This window comes from Brotaphodocola sp., assembly GCF_050873365.1.
In the GTDB taxonomy this organism is placed as follows: Bacteria; Bacillota; Clostridia; order Lachnospirales; family Lachnospiraceae; genus Brotaphodocola.
This window is the reverse complement of record NZ_JBNMIQ010000003.1, coordinates 23,602-42,457: the sequence shown is the minus strand read 5'-3', so window position 1 is coordinate 42,457 and position 18,856 is coordinate 23,602. Positions and strand designations below refer to the sequence as shown.

The following is an 18,856-nucleotide window of genomic DNA, read 5'->3' as shown; positions in this document are numbered from 1 at the left end:
CTGTTGCAGAGCAGGGAAGCTCCCGATGAGGAAACCTTGCTTTGTAACAGTATTTTTTTGAGGAAAGTGTGAGAAGAGAGATGGATAGAAAACAAGAAAATCAAACGGCACAGACGATTCATTACGGAAAGGCTGTGCAGGAGACAGCTATTCTGACAGTAGCAGTCGCAATCATTGCGGGAGCGGTTTACTTTTTTCTGATGCCGAGCCACACTTCGATCAGCAGTATTTCCGGTCTCGGAATTGTGTTGTCGAACTTCGTTCCGCTTCCGCTGTCAGCGATCACGATGATCCTCAATGTGGCACTTCTGATTGTCGGCTTTTTTACTTGTGGGAGAGAGTTTGGGGCGAAAACCGTGTATACAAGTATCATTTTGCCTTTATTTCTCGCACTCTTTGAGAAAATATTCCCGAATTTTACGTCGTTGACAGACAGTCAGGAACTCGATGTGGTCTGCTATGTGCTTGTGGTCAGCGTTGGACTGAGCATTCTGTTCAACCGCAATGCATCCTCAGGTGGAATTGACATTGTTGTTAAGATCATGAACAAATATCTGCACATGGATCTCGGCAAGGCGATGTCGCTCTCCGGCATGTGTATCGCACTCTCCGCGGGGCTCGTCTATGACAAGAAAACCGTCGTTCTCAGTGTGCTCGGAACGTATTTCAATGGAATCGTTCTCGACCATTTCATCTTCAATCACAACGTCAAACGGCGCGTCTGCATCATCACAAAGAAAGAAGAGGAACTGCGCCAGTTTATCCTCAATGATCTGCACAGCGGGGCGACGATCTATGAGTCGATCGGCGCCTACAACATGGAAAAACGAAATGAGATCATCACAATTGTCGACCGAATGGAGTACCAGAAACTGATGAACTATATGAACCGCGAAGATCCACATGCGTTCATCACGGTCTACAATGTTTCTGATATTCGCTATCAGCCGAAAAAGTGAGGCAGGGATTGCGCTCCTTCGTTTGCGTTGACTTGAATTAATTTATTTAATCAGTTCGCGGACCTGCTCGATGACACGGCGGATGATCTCGTTCATCGAGATCTCCTCACAGCCGACGACATGATGGTTACAGCGGTTGACCGGCATCAAAAGCTGGGTCGCGTGACTGCGTCCGACCGCCTTTGCCATCTTTGGCGTCACCTCGCCAAACAGAGAGTCAGCGATCACAATGCCGATCGGTCCGATGATGATGTCAGAGTCGCGGGAGGCGACGATCACCGGATTTTCGCCCGTTGCGCCGTAGTCAGCGCCCGCGCGGATCATTGCGGAGGTCGCAATGCTGTTTGTGCCGATTGCAAGCAGTTCCTGCTCCGGAAATTCCTTCTTTAATTGTTCAATCAGGGTTTTCCCCATGCGACCGCCCTGACCATCTATGATTGTAATTTTTTTCATGAAAAATTTTTCCTTTACAAAATAAAATTGAAAAAAGTGAGAAAGAAAAGGGGGATCGGCTGTGCCGGTCCCCCTAAAGCATTCCTGCTAATCAGTGTACCATAAAACTCAGAAATGTGAAACAGAAACTCAGAAACGGATAAAAACGGATACGTTTTAGTGGAACAGTGCCATTGCGACCGGAAGACCGACAACGACTGCCATCACGATCTCGATCAGAGCGATCATCGTCGTGTACTTGTAAATCTGACCGGAAGCAAGCCACTCCTTGTTGCCGTGGATCATTGCCGCAAACGGAGATGCCGATGGGGTGATCGATGCGGTTGCCAGAACGAAGATAATGATCAGTGCCGTGATCGGGGAGGAGTTGATTCCATTTGCCAGACAGAAAGATGCGATGACCGGCTGAATCAGCATACCGATTACAAGGCTGTTGCACAGGTTCGTCAGAACCAGAGTGATCGCAAGCAGAGCGATGTAGAATACCGTCAGGGACATACCGCTGAAAATCGGGTTCAGGACGGAACTCAAGAACTTTGCAATACCGGTGGACTCGTTTGTCAGAACACCGCCGAGCAGGGTGGCTGCAGTACACAGGAAGAAGGTTCCCCATGCGAAGTTGCCAGCGACTTTGCCAAACGGCATGATCGGCTGATGCTCGTCCGGATCAAAGCTGACACAGCAGAGGATTGCGGTGTAGCCGATTGCAAGACCGTAGCTGTTTGCGCTCAGGAATTTCATGATTCCGAGATCCGGAACGACACTCGGGAGAAGCATGCAGGCAATGTAGATCACGAAGGTGACTGCCATGAACTTCTGGTTCGGTGTCAGAGGCGGAAGCGGATGCTTTTTCAGTGACTCCACATCGAGGTTCTTCAGCTTAGAGACATCCGGACGAAGGATGAACTTGCAGAAGAGCACGATAACAAGGATCGAGGAGAAGCCCCAGATCAGAGCCAGTGTCAGGTAGGAAGCATTGTTTAACACGATCTTGTTTCCCATGTTTTCGGTGATCGTGGAGTAGTTGCTGATCAGCGCAAGTCCGTTTCCACTGTACGGCGGAACCGGGAAACCGATCAAAGTACCGATTACAATCAGGATCAACATCAGGGTCGGGTAAGCCTCGCCCTTCTTGATTCCGATCTCATCAAAGATATCATAGACAACCGGCCAGAACAGGAAGATCGGTGCAAACGGGCCGACAAAGGCAGCCATCAGCATCGAACCGATCATCAGCATCGCGGTAAATACCCACGGGCGACCGTTGTTGATCGGGAGTGTCAGGAAGAAACGACCGATGTACATCGTCAGTCGATTGTAAACGAGACAGTTCATGACGATCATCAGGAAGAACATCTGAATGATAACCGGGCTTCCAAATGCAGTCTGGAGAACCTGATTCATCGGACCGTATCCGGAGATGCCGACCATGAAGATGCAGGCAAGACTGGACCACACAGGTTCAACCGTTGTCCACAGGTACAGAGTACCTAAAAAGATACCGATGATTTTCATGCCCAGCGGTGTCACTTCTGGAAGTGAGATGGGCAGGAGCGGAAACAGAAACATGATTGCCATACCGATGATTGCATGTATGGCCTTTGGTGTAACCAGTGCTTTCTTCTGAGTCATTTGTAAACCCTCCATTGTCGTTTCACGAAATTTTCGAAATTGATAATATTTTAACATAGTTCGCCAAGAGAAAATATAACGCACGTTATATTTTGCGATAATGTTTTGTTGAAATTGATGCAAAAGATGGAGGGTAAATGAAAAAAGAAAGGGAAAACTGGACAAAAAGAAAAAAGAGAAAAGATAACGAGGGCTTCTTGCATTTTTTATGAAATCCCTATAAAATAGGAAAAAAGCCAAGAAAAGAAAAGGCAAAAGAAAGAGAGGAATTTCAAATGGCAAAAGTGTATGCAATGATCGCAGACGGATCTGAGGAAGTGGAGTGCTTAGCGGTTGTCGATGTTCTGAGAAGAAGTGGGATTGAGACTGTGCTTGTCTCGATTGAGAAGGACCGCAGAATTGTTTCCTCCCATCAGATTCCGATTGAGGCAGATATGACGATCGCAGAAACCGATTTTTCGGATGCAGATGTGATCTTCCTTCCGGGTGGTCTTCCGGGTTCTGAGCGTCTCTCCGCATGTGAGCCGTTGATCAAGGCACTTGAGAGACAGCGCGATGCCGGCAAGAGAATTTCTGCAATCTGTGCAGCTCCGGGAGTTGTTCTCGGTCGTCACGGTTTCCTTGAGGGAAAGACAGCTACCTGCTTCCCGGGATTTGAGAAAGATTTCAAGGGCGCTACCTACACGAACCAGCAGGGCGTTGTGACCGATGGCATTTACACAACCGGAAAGGGACTCGGCGTTGCACTTGATCTCGGACTTGAGATTGTAAAACAGCTTGTCGGCGAGGAAGTGGCAGAGGATACCCGCAAGAAGATCCAGTACTGCTAAATATAATAAATAATAAGCAATAATAAACATAAGCAATAGTAAGGAATAGTAAGGGGATTGTCTTTTCGCTATGGAAGAGGGGAGACAGTCCCCTTCTGAGTTATAAGAGTTCCGGAAAGATATTTATAAGCAAAAATAAGCAGTGCGCGAAGGAATGTGAAGAGGGAAAAATTTGTTAAATTGGCATCACATACATTCGTATATACGAATTGATTACGGATATGTGAAAATGACTGAAAACAAAAACAGAAACGATTAAATTTACCTAAGTTTGCACAAAATTTATCGATTTTTTGACAAAAAAACCTTTACGGAATCAAAAAATGTGCTATACTAATAGCAGACCGCATACGGCTTTTTCATGTATTTGGGGAATACAACCAGTAGCGGGGTGAAAATTCGTAGAGTCAATTCTACATGCATATTTGAGGAGGAAAAACAGATGGCAAAGAAGTGGGTTTACTTATTTACCGAGGGCAATGCCACTATGAGAAACCTGCTGGGAGGCAAGGGCGCTAACCTTGCAGAGATGACCAACATTGGTCTTCCGGTTCCGCAGGGCTTCACCATTACCACGGAGGCATGTACTCAGTACTATGAGGATGGCCGTGAGATCAATCCGGAAATTCAGGAGCAGATCAACGAGTACATCGGAAAGATGGAGGAGATTACCGGCAAGAAGTTTGGTGATCTGGAGAACCCGCTGTTAGTATCCGTTCGTTCCGGCGCAAGAGCATCCATGCCGGGTATGATGGACACCATCCTGAACCTTGGTCTGAATGAGGACGTTGTAAATGTTATCGCTGAGAAGTCTGGCAATGCTCGTTGGGCATGGGACTGCTACAGAAGATTCATTCAGATGTACTCCGACGTTGTTATGGAAGTCGGCAAAAAGTACTTTGAGGCTCTGATCGATCAGATGAAAGAGAAGAAGGGCGTTACTCAGGACGTTGAGCTGAACGCTGATGATCTGAAAGAGCTGGCTAACGCATTCAAGGCTGAGTATAAGAATAAGATCGGCGCAGATTTCCCGGATGATCCGAAGGAGCAGCTGATGGGCGCTATCAAGGCTGTATTCCGTTCCTGGGATAACCCGCGTGCAAACGTATATCGTCGTGATAACGATATCCCGTATTCTTGGGGAACCGCTGTTAACGTACAGTCCATGGCATTTGGTAACATGGGTGATGACTGTGGTACCGGTGTTGCATTTACCCGTGACCCGGCAACCGGTGCAAAGGGTCTGTTCGGTGAGTTCCTGACCAACGCACAGGGCGAGGACGTAGTAGCAGGTGTTCGTACCCCGATGCACATCGACGAGATGGCAGAGAAGTTCCCGCAGGCATTTGAGGACTTCAAGAATGTTTGCAAGACTCTGGAAGATCATTACAGAGATATGCAGGATATGGAGTTTACCGTTGAGCACGGCAAACTGTACATGCTTCAGACCCGTAACGGTAAGAGAACCGCTCAGGCAGCTTTAAAGATTGCTTGTGATCTGGTAGACGAGGGCATGAGAACTCCGGAAGAGGCAGTTGCTATGATCGACCCGCGTAACCTGGATTCCTTACTGCATCCGACCTTCGATCCGGCTGCTCTGAAGGCTGCAACCCCGATCGCTAAGGCTCTGGGCGCTGCTCCTGGTGCTGCTTGTGGTAAGATCGTCTTCACCGCTGCTGATGCAGAGGAGTGGGCTGCAAGAGGCGAGAAGGTTGTTCTGGTTCGTCTGGAGACTTCTCCGGAGGATATCACCGGAATGAAGGCTTCTCAGGGTATCCTGACTGTTCGTGGTGGTATGACCTCTCACGCAGCAGTAGTTGCTCGTGGTATGGGCGCTTGCTGTGTATCTGGTTGTGGCGACATCATCATGGACGAGGAGAACAAGAAGTTCACCCTGAATGGCAAGGAGTATCATGAGGGAGATGTAATTTCCTTCGATGGTTCTACCGGTTGTGTATATGACGGAGCAATCCCGACTGTTGAGGCTAAGATCGCAGGCGAGTTCGGTCGTATCATGGATTGGGCTGACCAGTACAGAACTCTGAAGGTACGTACCAATGCAGATACCCCGGCAGACGCTAAGAAGGCTCGTGAGCTGGGCGCTGAGGGTATTGGTCTTTGCCGTACTGAGCATATGTTCTTCGAGGCAGACAGAATCGAGGCATTCCGCGAGATGATCTGCTCCGATACCGTAGAGGAAAGAAAAGAGGCACTGGACAAGATCCTGCCGTTACAGCAGAGCGACTTCGAGCAGCTGTACGAGGCTATGGAGGGTGACCCGGTTACCATCCGTTTCCTGGATCCGCCGCTGCATGAGTTTGTTCCGACCGAGGAGGCTGACATCGAGAAGCTGGCTAAGGCTAAGAACAAGACCGTTGAGCAGATCAAGGCTATCTGCAATTCCCTGCATGAGTTCAACCCGATGATGGGTCATCGTGGATGCCGTCTGGCAGTCACCTACCCGGAGATCGCTGTTATGCAGACCACCGCAGTTATCCGTGCAGCTATCAATGTGAAGAAGGCTCATCCGGATTGGACCATCAAGCCGGAGATCATGATTCCGTTGATCGGCGACATCAAGGAGTTAAAGTACTGCAAGAAGACCGTTGTTGAGACCGCTGACGCTGAGATCGCAGCAGCTGGCATTGATCTGGAGTACGAGGTTGGTACGATGATCGAGATCCCGAGAGCAGCTCTGACCGCTGATCAGATCGCTACTGAGGCTGCATTCTTCTGCTTCGGAACCAACGATCTGACCCAGATGACCTTTGGCTTCTCCCGTGATGATGCTGGTAAGTTCTTAGGCGCATACTATGACGCTAAGATCTACGAGAACGATCCGTTCGCAAAACTGGATCAGGTTGGCGTAGGCAAGCTGATGGAGATGGCTATCAAGTTAGGTAAGCCGGTTAACCCGAACCTGCACATCGGTATCTGTGGTGAGCACGGTGGAGATCCGTCTTCCGTAGAGTTCTGCCACAAGATTGGTCTGGATTATGTATCCTGCTCACCGTTCCGTGTGCCGATCGCAAGACTGGCAGCAGCTCAGGCAGCTATCAACAATAAATAATCGTTCGTAAAGAATGAGGTTATATGAGTAAGGAAATTTACCTGATGGAATTTTCTGACTCATTTAAGTGGGGCGGGATTCGCAAGAATCCCGCCCTTGCTGTTATCATCCGGAGTGGATGTGGATGAGCCCCTTTTTGAGGTGGGTTATCAGAAACAAGATTTTTAGGAGAGAAGAGGGGATATCTGCTCTGAGTTATAACACATTTGGGATAGGATTTGAGACTTTATTTGTAACACGATATACTATTTGAGACAATATATGGGACACCATTTCGGGTAACATCTAGGAAAAAATCGGAAAATTGAAAAACTGGAAATTGGGGAAGAGAGGCAACTTAGGATGGAAAAATATTTACCGATTATGACAGAAGATTATAAGAAAAAACATTACGGAGAGGGGATTTTCCAGCGGATTCATAAGAACACGGCAAATGTCTCCGTCATGGTGTATGTGTTCTTTGCAGTCGTGTTTGCGGGCTGTCTGTATGCGCTGAAATTTGTGCTCCCGATCGCAAACCAGTGTCGTGAGAGTGGAGAGACCGACATGATCATCTTCTTTTATGGACTTACTGCTGTGCTTGTATTTTTTGCACTGGTTTCGGTCGCTGTGATCGTGCTGTCGATTGTGCGCCATCAGAGGGGCGGGGAGAAGTTAAAAGAGCTTTGCGCGAAAGAGAATGGATACACCGTTGAGGAAGTCAATGAGTTTGAAAAACAGGCACTCGAGATGGAGAGCCGTGCGATCCGCCTTGTCGATACAGTCGAGAAAGCGGTTTCCGACCAGAAAGATGGAATCCTCACGAGAGACTATGTTTATCTGACTCTCGGAAGCAATGTGCTGATCAAGTATTCAGATTTGAAGGTTGCCTGCCTGGTCAAGCAGACAATCAGAGCCGGACAGGGAAGTTCCAAGGTCGGAATTGAGTATCTCGTGGTAGGGCTGATCGGAAAGAACGGCGCAAGCGTCGTCGCTGAGTGCAGTATGGAGTCTGGAACGGTCCTGATCGAGTATTTGAAAGAAAAATGTCCGGGTCTTGATACACAAGAGGGAAGAGTGCTTTCAAGCAGGGAGTATGACGATCTCTGGGCGGTGAAGAGTGGAAGGGCACGTTGAGTAAAGGTTAGAAATGATATAGATTTGTAGATTTTGTGTTAACAATTGGGTAGGATTCTTTGGAATCCTGCCCTATTGTTGATTTTAAGATGTTTTTTTGATAGTATTTTTTGCTTGTAAGAAATAGTCTTTTTTATTATTTATGTTTAGCTTGTGATAAAAATAAAATGTAAAAGTAAAAAAGTAAAAAAGTAAAAATAATATTTACAAATCAATAAGGCTATGCTAAAATAATTCTTAGATGGAGGAATGAATATGTACGAATTAGAAGATTTATTTGATATGCGAAGTGTGGTTGGAGCACGTTTAGAAGAGATTTTGGAAGAAAAGGGCTATACGAAAGCGGAGTTATATAAAAATACAAAAGTTTCCAGGCCAACCATAGATAAAATTTTGGCTGGAACAATTACCAGCAAGAAGAATTATGAGAATCATATGGAGAAAATTATGAATTTTCTAAAAATCACTCCGGATATTCTTCTTGGAAATAAAGTTTGTGGGAATAACAGTATCCGAGAAATAAGAAATTTAATTAGATTTTCGACAAAAGAAATGGCTTGCAAAACTGGAATTTCAATAAAACGTTTAAGACAAATTGAAGCTGGAGAAGAGGCTACGACAGCGGAACTTAGAGATATTGCAGTACAACTTTTTACGAGTACAAGAATTTTAAAGGGAGAATATTTTTTTGAACCTCAAGTTGGCGAAATGGACGCTTTATTAAAACATGAAAATAAAGAGAATGCTATTGGTGGTTTTTGGGGACATGTGGGAATTTTGCTGAAAGGAACCTCAAAATATCATTGGTTTCCGATTACAGGCAATGAGAAAAAAAGAATTTGTGAGCAAATGAATCAACAACAGTTGGTGATCTCATGTATGAATAATAAAGTTTTATATTTGTATCTGCCAAATGTTGTAGAAATTACATTTTCAGATTTTGATTGTGATATTCCGTGTAATAAAGATTGGGATCCATCCGTTGATTGTGGCGAAACACCATTAGCGTTTTATGAGGCGCTAGAGGATTATGAGGAATACCAATTTATGGAACCGGAAGAAAAAGCGAAGTTCATATCTCCAAATTTAGAAAGGATATTAAACGTATATGTAGAGAAAGAGCATTTGACAGATGAACATATTTGGAGTTTTTTAAATGATTCAATGATTCATTATATAAGTGGAAGAAACGATCTTGTGCGAATTAATTTTGATACTGACACAATTTCAGATCAGATAGCGATGGTATATGGGTATGAGATGGATGAGATAGATGATAATTTTTTATATTTTACAAATGAACTGGATAAATCAGAAGTATTTGTAAATATAAAGAGTATATCTATGATAGAAGTACCACTTTTAAAGATAGAAAAGGCAATTTGTGAGGCAGAAAAATAGTAATAGAGTAATTAAGTTTTATGAAAGGGGAGGATTTATATAGAAAGAAGAAAAAATATGCGTCCAAAGTATGAAGGGATTAAATTTTATAGCACTCATGATCTGAGTATAGGATGGGCATTAAAGGAAGCAGAAGGTATTCTTGATGGATTTAACGATAAAAAAGAATATGATGTCAATGAAATACTTGAATTATTTAATATTCAAAAATTAATTGAAAGTGGTGTGTTTTTGGAATCTTGGTCTAGTGAAACATATGAAATGTATAAAAATACAGTTCAACAGTTTAATGGGATTCTAGGGCAGTTTTTTGGAAAAATTAATAATGATAATTTTTTGGATACAGAGAAAAAAATTGCAGCGACTTATTTGGATGATTTTTGGTTCCTTTTTTCAAAATTTAAGGTGTATTTCAAAATTTCTGAAAAAATTTTTGAAAATTATTTGGATCAATCAGATATTAACTTACATGTATTGCTGAAATATAAAGAATTAGTAATGCATTATGATCAGTTGTTTACTAAGATTTTACGAAAGTCTGATCAGACCTTGCATATCTTAGTGGCTAAATTTTTAGAAAAGTCTAATATTAATTATTATTTGCCAAAATCGTTATCTCCAAAAGAATTTGAAGAGATTTTTTTGCGATATATTCAAGATGAAGATGCAAATATGAATGTATTACAGCTTATTTATAAATCTCAAAGTACGAAAGAATGTCCAATTAGTGATAAGATTCGGTTGGAGGCGAAGCATACATATGAGCGTTATTGGGAAAAGCATTCTCAAAGTGCTGTAATTATAAAATCTGAAACGAAAGTAATATTAAAGAAGCAAGATGAATTGAAAAAATGGGAGAAACAAGGACAGGATTTAGAAATCTCATATGATATTCAATGGTTGGAGGATAATCTTGATTATCCAACAGTGTTAAATAATTTTCGGTATGTATTTGATATGCTTGATCTTTGGGGAAGAAGTAATTTAGTTTCTGTAAAATCAGAAATAGGGGTTTTTGAAGATATTTTTAATGTGAATGGAGTTAAGTTTTATAAACATGGAAATTCTTTTGATGCGGAGGATATGTTATCGAAAAGTCAAATGTCCTTATATTATAATTTTCTTCAGAAACATAATATTAATCTTGAACGGGTCTTTAAATGGTTTTTTGAAGAATATTTGCCGAAAGAGTTTAATGTTCGTGGATTTCATATGCTTGCCTCTTCTGCTGAAACTACGTATGTTGAGAAATGTCGTAATCTTGTATCAGAAATGGATGGGGTATTAAAGCAGTTTCGCATGTTTGTACAAGATGGAAAAATTGATCAGGAATTATTTGAGATGACATCAGAACATATTGTATTTGGGAAAATTCCAAGTTTAATTTTTGAAAAATATGCTTATTCTGCGAGTGAAAAAGTGGAAAGTGAAATGTTTGCTTTATTCTCAGATCAAGCAGTGTTGGCGTATATTGACAAAACCAAATCAAAATATAGAACATTGTTTGAATTGTTAAAGAATGAAAAAGTACGATTGAACGATTTTAATAAGTATCAAATATCGCAGTTAGAGTGGCTGATTAGTAGAAAATGTTTATTCGTTGATGATTTAGATTTTATAAAACTGGAAACTTCACGAGTGTCAATTTTGAAGGATTTATATGAGCACGATGTGTTATGTTTTTATAGATTAAAAGATATAAATCCAATATTGAAAGAAATGTTATTGGAGAATGATTTAAAGATTGAGAATACTTTATTTTCTCAACCAGAGAAAGACTATTTAAACTATGAATTGAATAAAGCTGAGTTTAGTGATGGATTAGATTTAAGAAATAAATATGCACATAGTACCTATCCAAGAGATGAATTGATTCAGCAGAATGATTATATGCAGTTGCTTAAAATTATGGTATTAGTAGTGACGAAAATAAATGATGAATTTTGCTTTTGGCAAGAAGGAAAAATGGAAATATCATAAAATGTCTCTATTATAATGAAGAATAATTTTTGAATATTCTATGAAAATAACATAGATTTGTAAAAAAGGCTAGAAGATCATTCCAGCCTTTTTTATGTCTTGTCGCCTAGTATGCGACCCACACATATAGGAAATATGCTATGATAAGAGCGAGAAAAAAGAAAAGCTGACTAGATAAACTTAGAAAAAACAGATTAAAAGATTATCGCTTGTATTAGAAATGAATTGTAACAATAAGTGAAAAAAATCTCTGAACACAGATCTTTTTACTTTCTTTCTTATATTTTGCATGATATACTTAACTATGAATCATAAGTGACGGATTTTTAGACAGAGGTGTGAAGATGGCAGTATCTTACAAAAAGCTTTTTAAATTGCTGATTGATAGAGATATGAGAAAGAAAGATTTTAGAGAGATAACTGGTGTGAGCCCGAACACAGTCAGTAAGTTGAAGAATGGCGAAAATGTGACAATGGATGTGATTGAGCGGATTTGTCGCGGTATGAATTGTTCTGTGGATGATATTTGCGAATTTCTTCCGGATACGGAAAAGGTTGAAGAGAAAAATATGAGCAGAGCGGGACAGGAGGAAAATTTGTGATTCGAAAAAAATATGGCGCAGGTGCAGTGAAATTTTCTTTCTGGTTTATGGAGTTTCGGAAAGTAGTACAGCTTAGAAATGACGGAAAGAGTTTTGAGGAGATTAAGAGAATCAATCAGGAGGAAAACTTATTTGGTGCGCGAACTCCAGCGCGGGCACAGCAAATTTACAGCACGGTATCGGCGCGAGTTCGGTCATTAGATGAATCTTTTTATCCAATCTTTGTTCATGGAGATCTGATGACGCAGAAGCAGATTGCATTGATTGCGGCCTTGGCTCATGACACGCTTTTCTTTGATTTTGTCTATCATGTTATACGAGAAAAATTGTTGATCGGAAGCAATGAATTTACAGAAAGTGATGTCAGGATTTTCTTTAAAAATGTTCAGATTCAGGATGAAAAAGCTGCTAAATGGACAGAGGCGACGATTCGTCGACTGGGGATAGCGTATAAAACGCAGTTGTTTGAGGCTGGAGTGACTGATAAAGGAAAAGAAGTGAGAAAGATTTATAAGCCACTTTTTGACCGAGAATTGAAAAATTGGCTTTTGGATCATGATATGGAACCGATGATTCGGGCACTTACGGGGGAAAATGGATGATGGATTTGACAGCGCGTCTGGATGAGATGGAATTAGCAATTTATAAGCCATCTTTTCGACAGAGCAGTGGCAGGGCCAACGAGGTCAACTATTGGGTGTTTGATTATCCGCCAGAAAAGGAACTGGAAGTCAGGGATCGAATTGAATATATGAAGAACAAAAACCAGAAAGGAAATGATGAAGTAGAACTGGTCGTCTTTGATCTCTATGACATGATTATTGACTTTTTAGAGCAGAAAAACTTTCTGGAAAAATGTTTTGAGTTTGAAAAAAAGCGTGGTTTAGAACGTATTACAAAAGCAGTGAATAACTCTATGAAGATCAATGATGACGACAGCCTGATTGTCCAGTATATCAGAGAGCATACATCAGAAAATGCGATCGTATTTTTGACTGGGATTGGCAAGTGTTATCCGATCCTTCGGAGCCACAAAGTTTTAAATAATTTGCATCAGGCATTTGTGAGATGTCCGGTTGTGATGTTTTTTCCTGGGACCTATAATGAACAGGAACTCATTTTATTTGATGAAATGAAAGACGATAATTACTATCGAGCTTTTAAGCTTGTAAAGTAAGTGAGGATGAGGAGAGAAATTTAGATGAAGATACAGGAAATGTTTGCAAAACCGATTGATCGAGAGATTCAGGGTGTAATCGTAGTCGGGCAGGGCGAGGAAACCAACGTCGCACAGGAACTGGAGGAGTATGTTGTTACACGGGAATTGTCCAAGCATTTTGCGGACTTTTTTTCTGCATACAAGAAAGGAATTGTGGGAAATACTCCAAAGATGGGAGTATGGATTTCTGGTTTCTTTGGAAGTGGTAAATCACATTTCCTGAAAATTCTTTCATATCTTTTGGAGAATCGCAAGGTTGGTGGAAAAACGGCATTAGACTATTTCATTGACGATAAAAAAATTGTGGATCGCATGGTGCTTGCTGATATGAAGCTGGCAGCAGATACACCGACAGACGTGGTGTTGTTCAATATTGATTCCAAGAGTGATTCCAATGGAAAGCAGAACAAGGATGCGATTGTCAATGTATTTCTGAAAGTTTTTAATGAAATGCAGGGATTTTGTGGATCTATGCCACATCTGGCAGATCTGGAGCGTCATCTTTCTGAGGAAGGTCGTTTTGATGAGTTTAAAGAAAAATTTGAGGATGAGTATGGTGATCCTTGGGAGGACTCCCGTCAAGACTTTGACTTTATTCAGGACAGTGTCGTAGATGTGTTGGCGGACATGGATTTTATGAGTGAGGATGCAGCACGAAACTGGTGCGAGAAGGCGACAACCGACTATAAAATCAGTATTGAAGATTTTGCGAAGCGTGTGAAAACCTATCTGGATCGAAAAGGACACAATCATCATGTGGTGTTTCTTGTGGATGAGATTGGTCAGTATATTGGTGAAGATAGCAAATTGATGCTGAATCTTCAGACTGTGACAGAGGAACTTGGCAAGGAATGTGCCGGAAAAGCCTGGGTGATTGTGACTTCCCAGCAGGATATCGATTCGATTACAAATGTAAAGGGAAATGATTTTTCCAAAATTCAGGGTCGATTTGATACCCGTCTTTCTCTTTCTTCCGCAAACGTGGATGCCGTTATCAAGAAGAGAGTTCTGGATAAGAAAGAAAGCGCAGGAGAGGCACTGAGAGTTCTCTATGAGCAGAAGGCGACAGTCATCAAAAACTTGATTGTCTTCAATGATGGGGTAGAGAAAAAACTCTATTCAAATGACCGGGATTTTGAAGAGGTATATCCGTTTGTTCCGTATCAGTTTAATCTGTTGGCAAGTGTTCTGACGAGTATCCGTACTCACGGTGCATCCGGTAAGCATCTGTCAGAGGGTGAGCGTTCGATGCTTGCACTGTTCAAAGAATCTGCTGTGAACTTGATGGAAGAAGATATGGGCGCAATTGCGCCGTTCCATCTTTTTTATGATGCTCTTGAGAATTTTCTCGATCACAGTCACCGAGGCGTGATCATTCGTGCCTATGATAACAGTTACATCAATCCGGAAAAGAAAGATAAGGATGTATTTGCAATCAATGTTTTAAAGACGTTATTCATGGTAAAATATGTGCTTGAAATTACGGCGAATGTTGACAACATCACAAGTCTGATGATTTCCAACTTGGATGATGATCGTCTGGAACTTAAAAGTCGTGTTGAGGATGCATTGAAAGTTTTACAGCGCCAGATGTTGGTTCAGAAAAATGGCGATCTCTATGTTTTCCTGACAGATGAAGAGCAGGAGATCAACCGTGAGATTGATAGCCAAAACGTAGAGATGGCAGAGGTCATCAATAAGGCATCGGAGATGATTTTTGAGGATATCTTTAAGGACAAGAAATATCGCTATCCGGAATTTAATGGTCGATATTCGTTTGGATTTAATCAGATTGTGGATGATCGCCCTTATAAATCAAATCAGAATTACGATATAGGTCTGCGCATTCTGACTCCGTGGTATGAGGGAGGAAACGATGATGCGACGCTTCGCATGATGTCTGGGCAGGGAAAAGAAGTTTTGGTAATGCTTCCGAATGATTCGGCATTTTTGGATGAGATCAGGATTTATTTGAAGATTGAGAAATTTTTGCGCCTGAATACGTCCTCTCAGCTGACAAAGTATGAGACAATCAAAGAGGGAAAGCGTGTGGAGATGCGTGAGCGCGACAGCAATGCGAAATTGTATCTCACAGAGTCTTTGAAGGAAGCTACGATCTATGTGAATGGTGATATTGTTCGTGTGTCAGCAAAAGAGGTAACTGGACGAATGAATGAGGCGATTGGTCGCCTGGTACAGACCGTTTATCATAAACTTTCCTACATCGATACTCCAATGGGAGAAGGCGACATCCGAAAACTCCTTAAACAGCAGAGCAACCAGATTTCGTTGGCTTTGGAGGGTGGAACAGAGAGTAATGCTCATGCACTTTCTGAGGTTTTAAACTTTATTGCGTTGAATTCACGTGCACATATGAAGACATCGATGAAAGCATTGAAAGATCGCTTTATGAAGGCTCCGTATGGTTTTGTGGAAGAGGATGTGTTCTGGCTGGTAGCCCGTCTCTTTAAGCGCGGAGATTTATCTTTCACAGTGAACAGTGAGAGTGTCACTCAGATGAATAAATCAGATGAGGAGATTATTGGTTATATTACGAAAAAAACATTAGCTGAGAAGCTTCTGATGGATGTGCGTATTCGTGTAGCAGAAAAAGATAAGAAAGCTGTTCGTAATGTGATGAAAGATCTGTTCCATGCTTCCTGTGCTGTGGACGAGGAAGACACAATTATGCGTGATTTTCAGCGGTACACAGAGAATATGATGAGTGAGATGGCTCATTATGAGAGTAAGTATGCGACCTATCCTTATCCGGGCAAAAAGGTTCTCGATGATGGAAAAAAACTCTTGCTTCCGATCACACAGATCAGTGAACCTCTGGAATTCTTTAAGACGGTATCAGACAAGCAGGATGATTTGCTGGATTTGGCAGAGGATTATGAGCCGATTAAATCGTTCTTTGCTGGAGATCAGTTTACGATCTTTACTCGAGCTTTAGATATGCTGGCAATTTACGATGATAGTAAAACATATATCGTGGATACTGCATTAGAAGAGGTTGTCGCGAAAATGCGGGAAATTGTTCGGATGCCAAAGCCATACGCAAAGATTCCACAGCTTCCGGGGCTTCGAGAACAGTTCATGGATGCGTATATGAAGGTGTTGGAAAAGCAGGCAAAGCCGGTGTTAGATTCCATTGAGCAGGATCAAAATCGAGTCATTGAGATCTTAAATGTGAAGCCGTATCGAGATAGTCGTTTGCGACGTTATATGGAAGCATTTCGTGAGATTCAGGACGGAGCAGAGAAATGTAACAACGTTTCCACGCTTCGCAGCTTTGCGGATAAGGCAGAGGCACTGAAGATTCGATTGTTAAACGAGATGGATGCAGAGGATGCAAGATTAGTACAAGCAGAGGCAGCGAAGAAGGCAGCAGAGCAAATAAAAAAAGAACCGCAGAAATCCGCAGTAGTGGGAGAACAGCCGAGTCCAGTTCCAACTGAGAAAGTAGAATTACTGAAGCAGAAAGTGAAGCTTACGAAAAATATGTCGATCAAGGATGTCGCAGGAACAAAATCCTGGAGACTGGAAAATGAGGAGGACATTGATCGATATATGAGAATACTGCGTGAGAACCTGAAGAAAGAACTCAATGAGAATACAATTGTAAATGTAGAACTCTAGGAGGTTGGCAGATGCATTTAAAACATATAACGATAGAAAATTTCAAAGGTCATACGCATTGCGAATTGAATTTCAAATCAGGATTTAATTTGCTGATCGGTGACAATGGAATGGGAAAAACTTCTGTTTTAGAGGCAATTTCTGTGGCTCTAGGCGGTTTTATCGCTGGAATTGATGATGTGTCATCCAAACATTTTACGAAAGATGAAATCCGAGTGTCTGCGACACCAATGGGAGATGGATCGTTTCACAGACAGTATGAAACGCCAGTTCTGGTGACATGTCAGGCAGAGATCGATGGGAAAAATTATGAGTGGACACGACGAAAAAGCAGTGTAAATTCTTCTAGAAGCACAGTGGAGATAAGCAAAGAAAAAAACAGTGGAAACATCAAAAAAATTGCAAATAAACTGTCTCATGATCCTGAAGCAATTCTTCCAGTTTTGAGTTATCAGAGCGCAGCGCGTACTTGGACTCAAAAAAGAGAAGCATCTGAAAATGTGTTTAATACGGATTTTAATCGGACAGTCGGTTATATGAATTGTTTAGAAGATGCATCTGATTCCAAGAGTTTATTAAACTGGTGCGCAAAAATGGAGCAGGTGGAGTGGCAGAAAGAGAAAAAAATCCGCGAATATGAAGCAGTAAAAAATGCTCTTTCTCGTTTCATGTCGATTATGAATGAAGGTGAGATTGCCCGAATTCAGTTTGATAAGCAAAATTCGGAATTATCTTATGTCACAGGAGAAACTTCACTGCCGATCCGTTTCTTGAGTGCGGGTTATCAGTCGGTCATTTGGATGGTATTAGATATTGCATATCGAATGGCAGTTTTAAATCCAAATATGCGGGAACATGCATCAGAGTGCCTGGGGATCGTGTTGATTGATGAATTGGATATGCATCTACATCCAAAGTGGCAGTGGAAAATGATAGAAGCCTTACAGACAGTATTTCCGAATGTGCAGTTTATTGCGGCCACACATTCTCCGATTTTAATTGCATCGTGTAAAAATGGTCAACTGATTCGAGTAGAAAAAGATGAGATCTTTTATGATGCCTCTGGTTATGGAATGGAAATTAATGATGTTCTGCGTTCTGCGCAGGGAAGTGATGATATGGTTGAGTCAGTGAAAATGCAGATTGAGATGCTTTATGATTTGATTGATAGTGGATCATTTGAAACGGCTAAAGAGAAAATTTTGAATCTGGAAACATTGTTGGGGACCGATCATCCAGAACTGAATAAAGTAAAAACGGCATTAGCGTTTGAAAGGGCAATCGCGGAGGATTAAGGGATGATATGGATACAAAAGACTAGCGAACCGGCATCTCTGACGCATTATAAAAAACAACCGCATGCTTATTATGATGGATATAAAAACAAAGATGAATTGCGGGAAGTTCTCCTACAAGATCAGGGATATATCTGTGCGTACTGTATGCGACGTATTGAAAATAATCGCGATACAATGAAAATTGAGCATTGGAAAGCACAGAATCTTTTAAAGACAGAAGTAGAAAAACTGGATTTTAAAATTATGCTAGGTGTGTGTGATGGTTGCAGAGGTGCAAAAGATCCGTATACAACCTGTGACGAACATCGACACGGCGATGAGTTGTATGTAAATCCATTAGATCGAGGTATGATGAGCACAATCAGTTACGATCGACAGGGACATATAAAATCCAGTGATCCTCAAATTGATCAGGATCTAAATCAGAAATTAAATCTGAATTGTGAAGAAGCACCATCCAGAATCGTGCAGAACCGAAGAGCGATTTATAGAGAATGCAAAGAGCGGTTGATGAAGATTCAAAAAAGTGGGAACTGGAAAATGAGTACATTGCGTCAGGTTAAGCAGTACTATGAGAACAAAGAAAATGGACGGAATTCAGAATATGTCGGAGTTCCATTGTATTTGATTGAAAAATACATGAGTAAATGTTAG

Annotated in this window: 14 protein-coding genes; 12 read left to right on the top strand and 2 right to left on the bottom strand. The window is 41.7% G+C overall.

Annotated elements, in window-relative coordinates:
* The first annotated feature begins 80 nt into the window (after positions 1-80).
* On the top strand, positions 81-959 hold the full coding sequence (locus ACR0QT_RS02495; RefSeq protein WP_432629326.1) for a YitT family protein: 879 nt from the start codon (positions 81-83) through the stop codon (positions 957-959).
* A gap of 42 nt (positions 960-1,001) precedes the next feature.
* Here the strand turns inward: ACR0QT_RS02495 and ACR0QT_RS02490 are convergent, their stop codons facing one another.
* Positions 1,002-1,412 carry a DUF3842 family protein gene (locus ACR0QT_RS02490; protein WP_432629325.1) on the bottom strand — a complete coding sequence of 137 codons (411 nt, stop codon included), beginning with the start codon at positions 1,410-1,412 and terminating at the stop codon, positions 1,002-1,004.
* Positions 1,413-1,568: 156 nt separating this feature from the next.
* Positions 1,569-3,044 carry an SLC13 family permease gene (locus tag ACR0QT_RS02485; protein ID WP_432629324.1) on the bottom strand — a complete coding sequence of 492 codons (1,476 nt, stop codon included), beginning with the start codon at positions 3,042-3,044 and terminating at the stop codon, positions 1,569-1,571.
* A 275-nt stretch (positions 3,045-3,319) separates the two neighbouring features.
* On the opposite strand from ACR0QT_RS02485, the gene ACR0QT_RS02480 reads away from it, so the two are divergent.
* The 11 genes from ACR0QT_RS02480 (at position 3,320) to ACR0QT_RS02430 (ending at position 18,856) form a co-directional block, all read left to right on the top strand.
* Positions 3,320-3,874 carry a DJ-1 family glyoxalase III gene (locus ACR0QT_RS02480; RefSeq protein WP_432629323.1) on the top strand — a complete coding sequence of 185 codons (555 nt, stop codon included), beginning with the start codon at positions 3,320-3,322 and terminating at the stop codon, positions 3,872-3,874.
* 442 nt (positions 3,875-4,316) lie between these two features.
* The gene (ppdK, locus tag ACR0QT_RS02475; RefSeq protein WP_432629322.1) at positions 4,317-6,944 is read left to right on the top strand and encodes a pyruvate, phosphate dikinase; all 2,628 of its coding nucleotides are present in this window, start codon (positions 4,317-4,319) and stop codon (positions 6,942-6,944) included.
* Between the two features lie 342 nt (positions 6,945-7,286).
* Positions 7,287-8,060, top strand: coding sequence for a hypothetical protein (locus ACR0QT_RS02470; RefSeq protein WP_432629321.1), 774 nt, complete (start codon positions 7,287-7,289; stop codon positions 8,058-8,060).
* 255 nt (positions 8,061-8,315) lie between these two features.
* On the top strand, positions 8,316-9,461 hold the full coding sequence (locus tag ACR0QT_RS02465) for a helix-turn-helix domain-containing protein (RefSeq protein ID WP_432629320.1): 1,146 nt from the start codon (positions 8,316-8,318) through the stop codon (positions 9,459-9,461).
* A 57-nt stretch (positions 9,462-9,518) separates the two neighbouring features.
* The gene (locus tag ACR0QT_RS02460; RefSeq protein WP_432629319.1) at positions 9,519-11,441 is read left to right on the top strand and encodes a hypothetical protein; all 1,923 of its coding nucleotides are present in this window, start codon (positions 9,519-9,521) and stop codon (positions 11,439-11,441) included.
* Positions 11,442-11,785: 344 nt separating this feature from the next.
* On the top strand, positions 11,786-12,043 hold the full coding sequence (locus ACR0QT_RS02455; RefSeq protein WP_432629318.1) for a helix-turn-helix domain-containing protein: 258 nt from the start codon (positions 11,786-11,788) through the stop codon (positions 12,041-12,043).
* Complete coding sequence (locus ACR0QT_RS02450; protein WP_432629317.1) at positions 12,040-12,645, top strand: DUF1819 family protein; 606 nt, start codon at positions 12,040-12,042, stop codon at positions 12,643-12,645. Before ACR0QT_RS02455 ends, ACR0QT_RS02450 begins: the two co-directional genes overlap by 4 nt.
* Positions 12,645-13,220, top strand: coding sequence for a DUF1788 domain-containing protein (locus ACR0QT_RS02445; RefSeq protein WP_432629424.1), 576 nt, complete (start codon positions 12,645-12,647; stop codon positions 13,218-13,220). The genes ACR0QT_RS02450 and ACR0QT_RS02445 overlap by 1 nt, the downstream gene beginning before the upstream one ends.
* A gap of 24 nt (positions 13,221-13,244) precedes the next feature.
* Complete coding sequence (gene brxC / locus ACR0QT_RS02440) at positions 13,245-16,904, top strand: BREX system P-loop protein BrxC (RefSeq protein ID WP_432629316.1); 3,660 nt, start codon at positions 13,245-13,247, stop codon at positions 16,902-16,904.
* 11 nt (positions 16,905-16,915) lie between these two features.
* Entirely contained in the window at positions 16,916-18,199 is a 1,284-nt protein-coding gene (locus tag ACR0QT_RS02435; RefSeq protein WP_432629315.1) for an AAA family ATPase, read from the top strand.
* Positions 18,200-18,202: 3 nt separating this feature from the next.
* Positions 18,203-18,856 (top strand): hypothetical protein, encoded by a 654-nt coding sequence (locus ACR0QT_RS02430; RefSeq protein ID WP_432629314.1) that lies wholly within the window; start codon positions 18,203-18,205, stop codon positions 18,854-18,856.